The 10,642-nt window shown below is 41.3% G+C and carries 13 protein-coding genes; 3 read left to right on the top strand and 10 right to left on the bottom strand.

What is annotated here, in order from left to right:
- Nucleotides 1-274: 274 nt before the first annotated feature.
- The 3 genes from LFUMFP_RS03210 to LFUMFP_RS03200 all read right to left on the bottom strand — a co-directional run bounded on the left by LFUMFP_RS03210 (nucleotide 275) and on the right by LFUMFP_RS03200 (nucleotide 1,883).
- On the bottom strand, nucleotides 275-661 hold the full coding sequence (locus LFUMFP_RS03210; protein WP_025083485.1) for a hypothetical protein: 387 nt from the start codon (nucleotides 659-661) through the stop codon (nucleotides 275-277).
- On the bottom strand, nucleotides 661-1,038 hold the full coding sequence (locus LFUMFP_RS03205; RefSeq protein ID WP_025083484.1) for a CvfD/Ygs/GSP13 family RNA-binding post-transcriptional regulator: 378 nt from the start codon (nucleotides 1,036-1,038) through the stop codon (nucleotides 661-663). The genes LFUMFP_RS03210 and LFUMFP_RS03205 overlap by 1 nt, the downstream gene beginning before the upstream one ends.
- A 260-nt stretch (nucleotides 1,039-1,298) precedes the next feature.
- Nucleotides 1,299-1,883, bottom strand: a complete 585-nt coding sequence (locus LFUMFP_RS03200; RefSeq protein WP_025083483.1) for a peptidylprolyl isomerase — start codon at nucleotides 1,881-1,883, stop codon at nucleotides 1,299-1,301.
- Between the two features lie 153 nt (nucleotides 1,884-2,036).
- Here LFUMFP_RS03200 and LFUMFP_RS03195 point away from each other — a divergent pair, with 153 nt between their 5' ends.
- The gene (locus LFUMFP_RS03195) at nucleotides 2,037-3,023 is read left to right on the top strand and encodes an NAD(P)/FAD-dependent oxidoreductase (RefSeq protein ID WP_106483053.1); all 987 of its coding nucleotides are present in this window, start codon (nucleotides 2,037-2,039) and stop codon (nucleotides 3,021-3,023) included.
- Nucleotides 3,024-3,337: 314 nt separating this feature from the next.
- Here the strand turns inward: LFUMFP_RS03195 and LFUMFP_RS03190 are convergent, their stop codons facing one another.
- The 7 genes from LFUMFP_RS03190 to LFUMFP_RS03160 form a co-directional block, all read right to left on the bottom strand.
- Nucleotides 3,338-3,991 (bottom strand): VTT domain-containing protein, encoded by a 654-nt coding sequence (locus LFUMFP_RS03190; RefSeq protein WP_106483052.1) that lies wholly within the window; start codon nucleotides 3,989-3,991, stop codon nucleotides 3,338-3,340.
- Between the two features lie 104 nt (nucleotides 3,992-4,095).
- Nucleotides 4,096-4,731, bottom strand: a complete 636-nt coding sequence (locus LFUMFP_RS03185) for a TIGR01906 family membrane protein (protein WP_106483051.1) — start codon at nucleotides 4,729-4,731, stop codon at nucleotides 4,096-4,098.
- Nucleotides 4,719-5,504 carry a TIGR01457 family HAD-type hydrolase gene (locus LFUMFP_RS03180; protein ID WP_106483050.1) on the bottom strand — a complete coding sequence of 262 codons (786 nt, stop codon included), beginning with the start codon at nucleotides 5,502-5,504 and terminating at the stop codon, nucleotides 4,719-4,721. Before LFUMFP_RS03180 ends, LFUMFP_RS03185 begins: the two co-directional genes overlap by 13 nt.
- Nucleotides 5,505-5,524: 20 nt before the next feature.
- Nucleotides 5,525-6,142, bottom strand: coding sequence for a YutD family protein (locus LFUMFP_RS03175; RefSeq protein WP_106483049.1), 618 nt, complete (start codon nucleotides 6,140-6,142; stop codon nucleotides 5,525-5,527).
- Nucleotides 6,117-7,538 carry a bifunctional metallophosphatase/5'-nucleotidase gene (locus LFUMFP_RS03170; RefSeq protein WP_106483048.1) on the bottom strand — a complete coding sequence of 474 codons (1,422 nt, stop codon included), beginning with the start codon at nucleotides 7,536-7,538 and terminating at the stop codon, nucleotides 6,117-6,119. The genes LFUMFP_RS03175 and LFUMFP_RS03170 overlap by 26 nt, the downstream gene beginning before the upstream one ends.
- Before the next feature lie 19 nt (nucleotides 7,539-7,557).
- Complete coding sequence (locus tag LFUMFP_RS03165; RefSeq protein WP_106483047.1) at nucleotides 7,558-8,169, bottom strand: metallophosphoesterase; 612 nt, start codon at nucleotides 8,167-8,169, stop codon at nucleotides 7,558-7,560.
- A gap of 12 nt (nucleotides 8,170-8,181) precedes the next feature.
- Nucleotides 8,182-8,496: a hypothetical protein gene (locus tag LFUMFP_RS03160; RefSeq protein ID WP_106483046.1), complete on the bottom strand. Its 315-nt coding sequence runs from the start codon at nucleotides 8,494-8,496 to the stop codon at nucleotides 8,182-8,184.
- Nucleotides 8,497-8,781: 285 nt separating this feature from the next.
- Here LFUMFP_RS03160 and LFUMFP_RS03155 point away from each other — a divergent pair, with 285 nt between their 5' ends.
- Nucleotides 8,782-10,185: a glycerophosphodiester phosphodiesterase gene (locus LFUMFP_RS03155; RefSeq protein ID WP_106483045.1), complete on the top strand. Its 1,404-nt coding sequence runs from the start codon at nucleotides 8,782-8,784 to the stop codon at nucleotides 10,183-10,185.
- 14 nt (nucleotides 10,186-10,199) lie between these two features.
- Nucleotides 10,200-10,532 (top strand): ArsR/SmtB family transcription factor, encoded by a 333-nt coding sequence (locus tag LFUMFP_RS03150; protein ID WP_106483044.1) that lies wholly within the window; start codon nucleotides 10,200-10,202, stop codon nucleotides 10,530-10,532.
- The last annotated feature ends 110 nt before the right edge of the window (nucleotides 10,533-10,642 follow it).

Here is a 10,642-nt window from a genome sequence, read left to right as displayed (position 1 = left end):
TTTCAAAGATCTACTGTTGTTGAAACAGCTAGATTAGTATATCATGTTCTCGAAATGCTTGTCAATCCTTTTTTAAATATTTTTTGAATAAATATTCAACTTCCGGATTGCTTATACATTTTTAAAATCGATAACCGTTTGTCTCGCTGACAACATAGACTACTATACCAACATTAGCTTAGACCGTCAAGCAATTATTCATATTTTTTTTAATTAATCTTAAAATAATTTAAAACGCGGACAATATTGAATAGATATACATCAATCGTCCGAATTAATTTAGATGCGGAACACTGGTCACCTCTAATTTATCCAATAATGCCGTGAATTCACTAGGGGTCTTGAATTGGAAACCCGCTTCACTAATTAAAGCCAATTGTTCGGTATAAAATTCAGGCATATGTTCACTCCATTGGAAAACAAAAAAGGAAACATTCTCAGAATCTAACTTAATATTGGCTAAATTTGTTAATCGCAACTGGTTAACGTCAATCTTCAGCTTTGCTTGCAACGCAATTAAAACCGCTGCAAGTGGTGTTTGTTGATTGTTTTTTTCAGTGGATAACATCTCAAACGTTTCTTTTGTTTGTGGTTTGACCAAAAAAACGTATTGGCCCGTTTCAGTTTTGTACATGATTGTTCCCGCTACTTTTGCACTCATCAATACTCACCCTTATCTAAATCATCTAATGCTGCTTGCGTCCAACCGGCTAATCGATCTGCAATGGGTTGAAAACCCGTTTGCACTCGCCGATTAGTCCAATAATGTTTTTTAGCGCGTTGTGCCAATAAATTAGGCTCTGGTGCTAACGCCCGCAAAGACAAACTAACCTTATGTGTATATTCATCGACATCTAAAATAATCACTTTGATCGGCTGGCCAAGCGTAAATTGTTCTTCTAGGTTCTTGACAAAGCCGTGCCCACACTCAGAAATGTGAATTAAGCCTTGTACCGTTTCATCTAATGAAACAAAGACGCCATAAGGTTGAATCCCAGTCACAACGCCGGTCACTTTTTGTCCAATTCGATAGTCCATACTGTCCTCCACATTTTATTATCCTATCTATTTTAAGCCTTATCGATCCTAAAAGGCAAGACTTCTATGTTATCAAAAAAAGGTTATGACATAAGTCGTCGTACTCTGATATTAAACGGACATTATTTTTTGACGCGCGCCAGAACTCATCAATTTCCGTTCAAATCAAAAATGCTGGTTATCCTTAATTTCGGGATAACCAGCATTTTCAGCTTGATACTCAATTGATAACCGAGTTCTGTCACAGCTAGTTACTAAATTTAATGTTTGATTGTAATATGGTTGATGACAACTGGTTCAACCGGTTTGTCTTGCATCCCTGTTTCAGTCGCATTAATTTCATTGACGATTGCCATGCCACTCATTACTTGACCAAAAACAGTATGTTTAAAGTCTAACCAAGGTGTACCACCCTTTTGATAAGCCGTGATGACTTCTTCAGGATAACCAGCACCCGATAGTTGTGACAACATATTTTGGTTGATATGTTCATTAGTCACGATGAAGAATTGACTACCATTCGTGTTAGGACCGGCATTAGCCATTGATAATGCACCGTTTAAATTGAATACTTCTGGATTAAATTCATCAGCAAACGCTTGTCCCCAGAGACTTTCGCCGCCCATCCCGGTACCGGTTGGATCGCCACCTTGAATCATGAAATCATTGATGACCCGGTGAAAAACAATGCCGTCGTAATAATCTTTTTCAGCTAAACCGATAAAGTTTTCAACGGTTTTAGGCGCTTGTTCTGGGAATAATGCGACTGTAAATTCACCGTGGTTAGTATCAAAAGTTGCTGTTGGACCTGCAAAGTTTTCTAAATCTAATTGTGGATATGCCATGTAATCTACCTCCAATTTTTTAATTCAATTTATATCATAGCGAATTGTGTCTTAAATTACTATTAATATTTATTGCTTTTATTGTGCTTTCCTAATTTCTTTTTAGTATACTAGCTTAGGAAGTCTACTATATAAGAGTAAGGAAGTAATGAAATGCTCGATTCAAACCATTTATTTGATATCACCATCATCGGTGGCGGCCCTGTCGGAATCTTTGCCGCTTACTACGCCGGCATGCGCAAAGCCGATGTCCAAATTATTGAAAGTCTCCCAGAATTGGGGGGGCAAGTCGCAACCCTGTATCCGGAAAAACAAATTTTCGACGTCGCTGGTTTCACCGGCATCACCGGTGCCCAACTCACCGCTAATTTAATCGAGCAATTAAACCTGTTCAAACCCACAATTCAACTATCAACTGCCGTCAAAAATATTCAGCCCCAAGCTGATGGCACTTTTATCCTTGAAACCACTAACGGCAAGACGCACACTCGCGGTGTGATTGTCGCCATCGGTAACGGCGCCTTCACTCCACGCAAACTGGCAGTCGACTATAACCCTAATTGGGATAATCATTATGTCCACTATTTCGCCAAACAGATGGACCAATTCAAAGACCAAGTCGTTGCCGTTGCTGGTGGTGGTGATTCCGCGATTGAATGGGCCTTAATGCTCGAAAAAGTCGCAAAGCAAGTCTATTTAGTCCATCGACGTGATCAGTTTCGCGGTTTAGAAAGCAGTGTCGACGCCCTCAAAACCTCATCAATTAAGATTAAAACCCCATTTTTAATTGATGCTTTAACCGAAACTGAGCAACAATTAACGTTAAATCTTAAAAAGATGAAATCAACTGACCAAGAAACCTTGACCGTTGATAAGCTACTCGTCAACTACGGCTTCATCTCCGACACTAAAATTCTACGTGATTGGAACTTAACCTTGGACCACCATCAAGTCAGCGTTAACCAACAGATGGCGACTAACATCCCGAACATCTATGCAATTGGCGACATTGTCACTTATCCTGGTAAAGTTAAACTAATCGCCAGCGGTTTTGGTGAAGCCCCAATTGCAGTCACCGAATTATTAACCAGTCTGTTCCCTGAAAAGCGTCAACCGTTGCACAGTACGTCAATCATGTAATTTAAACAAGCTGTGACAGAAATTGATGTCTTCTGGTGCGCGTCAAAGAAGTACACGCTTTTCTGAAACGTGCTTTTGAACTAGCCTCTTCCGTCTAGCTACGATTAGCAAACTATGCCCAAAATCCGGTCATAATTCACTAATCTAGGCTATACTCAGAAGCTGACCAGTTCAGTCAACACTCTTTTCTGAAACGTGCTTTTGAGTCGCAATAATCTCCGCTTAACCTAAAATCCCCCAGTTATCTTAAAATCAAGATAATTGGGGGATTTTCTGTTAATGCTCGGTTGCTACCCGCAACTCAACGCACTTATTTAAGAATTCACTTTTCTTTTATTCAGTTGCCCTTTAACGGCCGTGACAACCATCGGAATCAATGACACTGCGATAATCCCGAGCACGACTAATGAAAAATGTTCCTTAACGACTGCGATATTACCAAAGAAGTAACCCGCGCCGCAACAGAGCACTACCCAGAGCACACTACCCATTACATCGTAACGGAAGAACCGTTTAAATGGCATTTGACTCCCACCGGCCACAAACGGGACAAACGTTCTGATAATCGGCATAAACCGACCAATCGTAATCGTCTTACCACCGTATTTGTCGAAGAAGACCTGGGCCTCTGCAATTTTCTCAGTATTGATAAATTTACCAAAGAACCGATTTTTCGTAGCGGCCAGTCCTAAACGTTGACCGATTTGTTCATTTAATGAATCGCCCGCAATCGCCGCAATTAAGAATAACGCGGCAAACAACCAAATATTCAAATCATTATCGGTCCGCGCCGCTAATGCTGCTGCGGCAAATAATAATGAATCGCCCGGTAGAAACGGCAAAATGACCGCCCCGGTTTCAATGAAGATAATGGCAAACAAAATGACATATGTCCAATTGCCAAATTGGTTGACGATATTGACCAGATGCGCATCAATATGTAAAACAAAATCAATTAACTGCGTCATGTTGACACTCCTATACTCTTTTTCATTTAACACTAACTTCTCTAGCATACCGAATCGGCCAGCCAAAGCAATCTTTTTTAGGCTTTCTTAATAAAAAAGTTGGTTTAACGCAACGACCGTTTGCCCCGCCATAATAACCAGCCAAAGCTACCTTCAATCAGGATAAAAAACAGCCCAAAACAGATGGCAAAATAGCTCGCGGGTAACACGAGGATGATCGGGTCGACCGCCGGATCAAACTGCCAATCCAAATTACGGAATAGCAATTGATGAAAGGCAATAAAAAAGCGTTCAAAATTCATACTCGCGATAAAGCCGAGTACGAGTGGTAACACTAACGCGATTTGCATCGGTGCGATGTATTGCCATAATTTTGCCTGTTGTTGTCGCCGTCGCCATTGCCAAATCGCTGGCCAAAACGTTACGAGACAAACGACTTCCGCCAATAAAAAGAGCCGTTTCACCTCAACAAAATGTTGGTATCCATTGGCTGACATCGGAAAATCGGGTAGTCGCAACTGACCACCCGGTAATAATAGATAACGCATTAATTGATTAAAGTTTTTGAGTAATTGTGGTTGGCTAAGCTGTTGATTGGCCGCTAAATGACCACTACTACTGATTAGCGGATAAATCAGCCAACTCAACAAACACGTTAAGACAACCGCCCCACTCAGTAGCGCTAACCACGTCACGAGCCAACCGCTCAACGAAACAACGCACCGTTTTAAGCCTGCCATTCAGCTAGACTATTAATAATGTGCGTCGGTTGGTCTGCTTCTTTGGCCACATCGGCTGGTGTTGAAACCCCCGTGTAAACCAATAAGGTGGCCATCCCTGAATTAAGGCCGGCTTTAATATCCGTATTATAGTTATCGCCGACCATCACGACTTGTTCTTTGGTTAAGCCGAACTGTTCTAACGCCATATCCATAATAATCGTTTCGGGTTTACCAATGTATAAGGCTGAACGTTGTGTCGAACGTTCCACTAAGGCAATCACTGAACCAGCGCCTGGCACTAAACCGCGTTCATTCGGTAAATTGGTATCAGCATTGGTCCCGATGAAAAGTGCGCCGCGTTTAATCGCTAGTGTCGCTAATTCAAACTTATGGTAGGTCACGTCATAGTCTAAGCCAACAATCACATAGTCAGGATCGTATTCATTGGTTCTAAACCCAGCATCTAAAATCGCTTGTTTCAACCCAATTTCACCAATCACATACGCTGTTTTGCCGTTAGCTTGACCGCCGTTTAAGTTCAATAAATAGCGGGCAGTCGCTAACGATGGTGTGTAAACTTGGTCAGCGGTTGCGTGAATATCGTGGTTGTCTGCCAAATTTTGAACGACTGCTTCTGGTGACTTAGTCGTGTTATTGGTTAAGAACATAAAATCTAAATGCTTCGCCTGCAATTGTTCAATAAAGGCCTTCGCTTCTGGAATCCGTTCTTTGCCACGGTACATCGTGCCATCTAAATCAATTAAATAACCTGCATATTTATTATCTGTCATCTGTTTTTAAACGCTCCAATTTACTTTTTAGTGTCACTTTCTAGTGGTCGAATCTTAAAATGGCGCTTATTAACGGATTTTTTATTCGTGGTGACGGCCTTTTTAGGTTCTTCTTTAACCACCTTTTGGCTGTCAACGACTTGGCGTTCCGTGAAAGCTGGTTTCTGTTGACGCCGCCGCTTTTGTGAATTCCGTTGGCGGTTGTTGTGGCGCCGGTTTTCATTTTTAATGATTGGTTTACCTTGGCGTTCAATGACGAAGTAGGGACAGCCAAAATTACAATATTCATAAAGATAGTCTTCCAACGTATCAATCAATTGATCTTTATTAGCCCGCCGGTTTGTTGTCTTATAGAATCCGCGTAACCGGAGTTGTTCAAAACCCCAATCAGCCACAATATAATCATATTTGGCTAACACATCGTTATAGCGTTCATTTAATTTATCTGGTTGGTAACCGTCGCGGTAATCAACCACCACTTCATAGGCGCATTTATCAATTTCTAACGTCGTTTCACTTTTAACCACGACATGTTGTGGGACTTCTGGTTGTTTTTCGACTGGCGCACTTTCCGTTTCCTTGGCCAACGCTTGTGTGACTTTTTTAGTCAATTTAGGATTTGGTTTGGTTTCTGTCACCTTGGTCCTCCTTTTCCCGTTGTACGGGGTATTCTTGTGCTAAATAATGAGCAACTGCGTTTCTTAAAAAATCAGGAAAGACAAATTCAGTTTCGCCGACAATCTCAATCGTCGGGAAAAACGGAATGAATAAATAGTGATCGACCGTTGCAAACGTGTACGTCTGATCGGGTTGCACTTCTTGACCGTGCCAAAAGACCCGGCGTAAATTCAGATCAACTGCAATCCCGTCATAAACAACGTCTCCAAAGATTTTACCACGAAAACTCATCCCTTTAATCGGAAACTTACGTAAAAACAACCGATTCTTTTCCATTTCGAGCACCATTCGCCATAAATCATAACCTTTGAGCGTGACTTTAATCAGGTGCATCGGATGGGGCAACTGCGTTTGGACGTCATCTTTGGTGATGACGCCCGCCGGCAAATCCGTTAAAAATAACCCGGTGTTTAAGATGGCCGTATCCGTCTCGGTCGCTGTTTCCAACGCTTTAAGTCCAGTCGTCATCATCGGCGATTCCCCGACCGCTTTGATCGGTAAAATTTCTGGTAAATCAGCCACTGTCTGGGCCTTCAGCAACGCATGGCCCCGCCTCAGATAACCTTCGATTTCAGCTTTATCAGTCTTTTCAACTGGTAAATCCGCGGTTAAAACGGTGCGGGCCACTTGGTCGATAATCCGATGGTCTTCTAGCGTCAACGTAATGTCGCCGATGTAATGGCCGTACTTTTCAGCCGCAGTTAACAAAGTCTGATTGACCACCAAGCCGTCTTTCAATAGATGATGGGTGTGTGCGCCACAAATGACGTCGATTTCTGGAAACTGTTGGGCTAACCAATTATCCGTCGTAATCCCTAAATGCGACAATAAAATCAAGATATCATATTGGCCTTCTAAAGTCGCCAATAACTTGGGCATTTCTTCACTAATCGTCACGGGATCCCAACCGTTCGGCCGATACGTTAAGAAAAACGGTGCGGTCAGCCCAATCACGGCCACTCGCGTCCCAGCTTCCGTCGTCATAATTTGATATGGTTGCGCAAATTCAGCTAATTGTTCATCGGATTGTTCGAATAAATTAGCCAACAAGACTGGAAAGTTTGCGTGATCATACAGATGTTCTAAATCAGCATGACTGTTGCCAATGCCTTCGTTATTACCGATGGTGACCCCATCGTAACCAATCTGATTCAACAATTCGGTATTGATTTGACCATTAGTCGCTTCCGTTAAAGGATGACTGCGATCCATCGCATCCCCAATATCAAACGTATAGACAGTCTCGTTTTGTTGACGATAGGTTTGTTGCTTTTCTAATAGGAAACGGCGCATTCTCGGCCAGTTTTCAAAATGTGAATGTAAATCATTCGTGTGTAGAATATGAATTGTTTCCATCTGATTACCCTCTTAGTGTTTAACGCTGCTCGTCTTGTGCTAATACCGCTTGTTTCCGTTCAAAAATCAATTCAATCTCAGCAACTGATAACGGCGTCCCAAAAGCGGGTGACTTCGGTAATAGATCCCGTTCAGGCGCATCTAACCCGACATTAATATTTTCCGCAATTGGTAACATCGAATGATGAATGTGACCGTGTAAATTAAATGTTTGCTTAACACGCCCTAATAATAACGGATAATGCGTTAAAAAATACTGATGATGATTGACCTTTATCAACACTCCCACTGATTCAAACTGGTAATGCAATCGACCATCCGATAACGGTTGATTATGTTGCGCTAAATATTTCAGAAATGCCCGATTATCATGGTTACCTTTAATCATAATCAATTGTCCGTTAAGTTGCGTCAACAATTGATTGACCTGCGCAAACGCTGTCGGTTTGTTCGGCACAAATGCAATATCTCCCAATAAATAAACCCGATCAGTCGCTTGCACCCGCTGATTCCAATTCGTAATGATAGTCTGATTCATTTGATCAACTGACGTAAACAGGCGTGGTGCAAAATCATTATCGCCTAATAACGCTTCGTGAAAAAAATGCGTATCCGCCGTGAAATAAAGCACCAGACATACCCCCTAGCCAATATGGTTTGCTTTTAATATCTCATTAAACGCCTGTTGAATCAATCCGTCCGTCTTAAGCCATTCTTCCCACCGATCAAAATCAACGGTCGGCATCGTGTAAGTGTCATTAATATACCGTTCATAAGTCTGAACCGCATTTGAATGAGGAATATTCAATTGTAGAATGCGAACTTCTTTAATCAAACCCCGATTAGCAGCCAATTCGCCCCGACCATTCATGAAAATATTAGCCAATTCATAATACGTTGACCCATCTATCCGTGTGATTTCTTCGATGATGTCAAATACCTGGTACTTCTCCGCCATATCATTACTTCCTATTCTTATCCGTCTTAAACTATGTTTATTTTACCAATATGTACACAAAAAAACCACTATCCGTAGACAGTGGTTGGCATAAGAGAGAAAGAGAATTGATAAAAAGGTAATTGCATAAGTACCTTACGAACATAATATACCGCTTAATGTAAGCGTTGTCAAATATATTTTCAATTTTTTTACCTTTCACTTAAATTAATCTCCTCATCTGGGCTTTTTTTCAGAATAATGGTATCTTATTAACTAGCTTTAAAATGTTAGGAGGTTGCTGATTTGCTTAAAAATAATCAGCATCGTTGGCTATTAGCCTTCTGTTTCACTTGTTTTTTCTTATTATCAGGTTTTACCGTCATCGGCCATCGTGGCGATCCCATCAATGCGCCCGAAGAAACGTTTCAGAGTATTGACATGGCCTTTTCGCAAGGTGCTAATTACGTCGAACTCGACTTACATGAATCCCAAGATGGTGTCTTAGTTATCTCTCATGACCGCAATTTACAACGGGTAACCGGCGTTGATACGATTGTTTCGCAAAATACATTCACCAAACTCAGCACGCTTAAAATGAGTAACGGCGAATCTGTCCATAGTGTCGGACAACTTTTTGAACATTATCAAAATAATCCGAATGCTAAATTCTTAATTGAAACTAAGAAAACTAAAAAAGGCAATCCGAAAAATATGGAAGCCGAATTGGTCAGATTGATTCAACAATATCATATGCAAGACCGGATTATGGTTCATTCTTTCTCAATTAAGAGTCTGATGAACATGCAAAAATTAATGCCACAGATTCCGCGGATTTTTATCGTCGGCAGTCTTAAACGAATTTCATTTGAAAGTTTTAAATACGCCGACGGTATTAATATCTCATCTGAATTAGTCACCCCCACCATCATTAAACAACTCCACTATCTTCATCAAAAAGTTTATGTTTGGAATGAAATGGCCGAAAATCAAACGACTTGGAATTGGTTGGTCAATCTAAACGTTGATGGGGTCGTCACCAATTATCCTGCGCTTGGCCGCCATTACCAAGCCGCCCAGGATCAAGCCGATATTAAAAATCTCGATACAACGGGGCAAGTTAATAGTTTAACGAGTCTCCCGACCATCGAAAACCCTTACGAATTAACCACCGCTAAAAACCCGGCGAAAGCGGGGCATACCTATCAAATCACCCAAACCATTACGATTGACGATCAAACTTACTATCGGATTGGTACCAATCGTTTCGTTTTAAGTGATACAATTAACGTTGGACAAACTGCGCAAGCAGCAGCACTTTTAGTTGGTAAATCAATTCAAGTTAAAAATCAACCCCTAAGCATTCCAACTTGGAATAGCCCGATTCATCCCACTCAAATGACCGGCCATTTAATCGCCAACAGTCCCCATCAAATTCTGGCAGTCCGCTACGTCGGCAACCGTGTTTGGTTTAAGGTTAAAGACGGCTGGATTAAGAGCCAACAAACGCAAATTAATTTAGCGCCCAATACTGATCAAAGCCAACTTGTTTGGTATTTCTATCGACAACTGCCCGCACAATTACGGCAAACAAACTTAACCATCCTGCCGACACCCCTGACCTTTTTAAACCCGGTTAAATCAGATCTGACTCCCAAACCGTTGTTTCAATTTGCAACCGCTTGGTCAAATCCTACTATTAAATCCTAACGGAGGCTCTCCCTATGACAATTGATCACGATCAACTGATTCGCTCTGTCCAAAAGACACTTCCTAAAGAAGACACGTTGGATCACATCTCAACCCTTTTCAAAATACTTGGTGATAAAACCCGCGCGAAAATTCTCTACGCACTATTTCAATCAGAATTACGGGTCTACGATATCGTCAACGTATTAGAAATGTCGCAATCCTCTATTTCTCACCAGTTACGCGTCTTAAAACAAGCGAAATTAGTTAAAAGTCGTAAAGAGGGTAAAGAAGTCTACTATTCTTTAGCGGATAATCACGTGATCAATATCTTCTCGCAAGTCATCGCCCACGTTAATGAACATTAAGCGTCAAAAAGCACCCAGCGTAAGCCTCTCAAAGGCTTGCGCTGGGTGCTTTTCTTTTGGTGGCAATCAACGTTAAAATTAATCGACATTAGTCTTGCATTCTAAGCATT

It is taken from the genome of Latilactobacillus fuchuensis (genome assembly GCF_900258455.1).
In the GTDB taxonomy this organism is placed as follows: domain Bacteria; phylum Bacillota; class Bacilli; order Lactobacillales; family Lactobacillaceae; genus Latilactobacillus; species Latilactobacillus fuchuensis.
Note: the sequence above shows the minus strand (reverse complement) of the source record. Positions and strands in the feature narration are given on the sequence as shown.

What these genes read in the sequence shown, in the direction of transcription:
- LFUMFP_RS03210 (WP_025083485.1), bottom strand. Translation starts at nt 661, where the DNA reads ATGAGTGCAAAAGTAGCGGGAACAATCATGTACAAAACTGAAACGGGC.
- LFUMFP_RS03205 (WP_025083484.1), bottom strand. Translation starts at nt 1,038, where the DNA reads ATGGACTATCGAATTGGACAAAAAGTGACCGGCGTTGTGACTGGGATT.
- LFUMFP_RS03200 (WP_025083483.1), bottom strand. Translation starts at nt 1,883, where the DNA reads ATGGCATATCCACAATTAGATTTAGAAAACTTTGCAGGTCCAACAGCA.
- LFUMFP_RS03195 (WP_106483053.1), top strand. Translation starts at nt 2,037, where the DNA reads ATGCTCGATTCAAACCATTTATTTGATATCACCATCATCGGTGGCGGC.
- LFUMFP_RS03190 (WP_106483052.1), bottom strand. Translation starts at nt 3,991, where the DNA reads ATGACGCAGTTAATTGATTTTGTTTTACATATTGATGCGCATCTGGTC.
- LFUMFP_RS03185 (WP_106483051.1), bottom strand. Translation starts at nt 4,731, where the DNA reads ATGGCAGGCTTAAAACGGTGCGTTGTTTCGTTGAGCGGTTGGCTCGTG.
- LFUMFP_RS03180 (WP_106483050.1), bottom strand. Translation starts at nt 5,504, where the DNA reads ATGACAGATAATAAATATGCAGGTTATTTAATTGATTTAGATGGCACG.
- LFUMFP_RS03170 (WP_106483048.1), bottom strand. Translation starts at nt 7,538, where the DNA reads ATGGAAACAATTCATATTCTACACACGAATGATTTACATTCACATTTT.
- LFUMFP_RS03160 (WP_106483046.1), bottom strand. Translation starts at nt 8,496, where the DNA reads ATGGCGGAGAAGTACCAGGTATTTGACATCATCGAAGAAATCACACGG.
- LFUMFP_RS03150 (WP_106483044.1), top strand. Translation starts at nt 10,200, where the DNA reads ATGACAATTGATCACGATCAACTGATTCGCTCTGTCCAAAAGACACTT.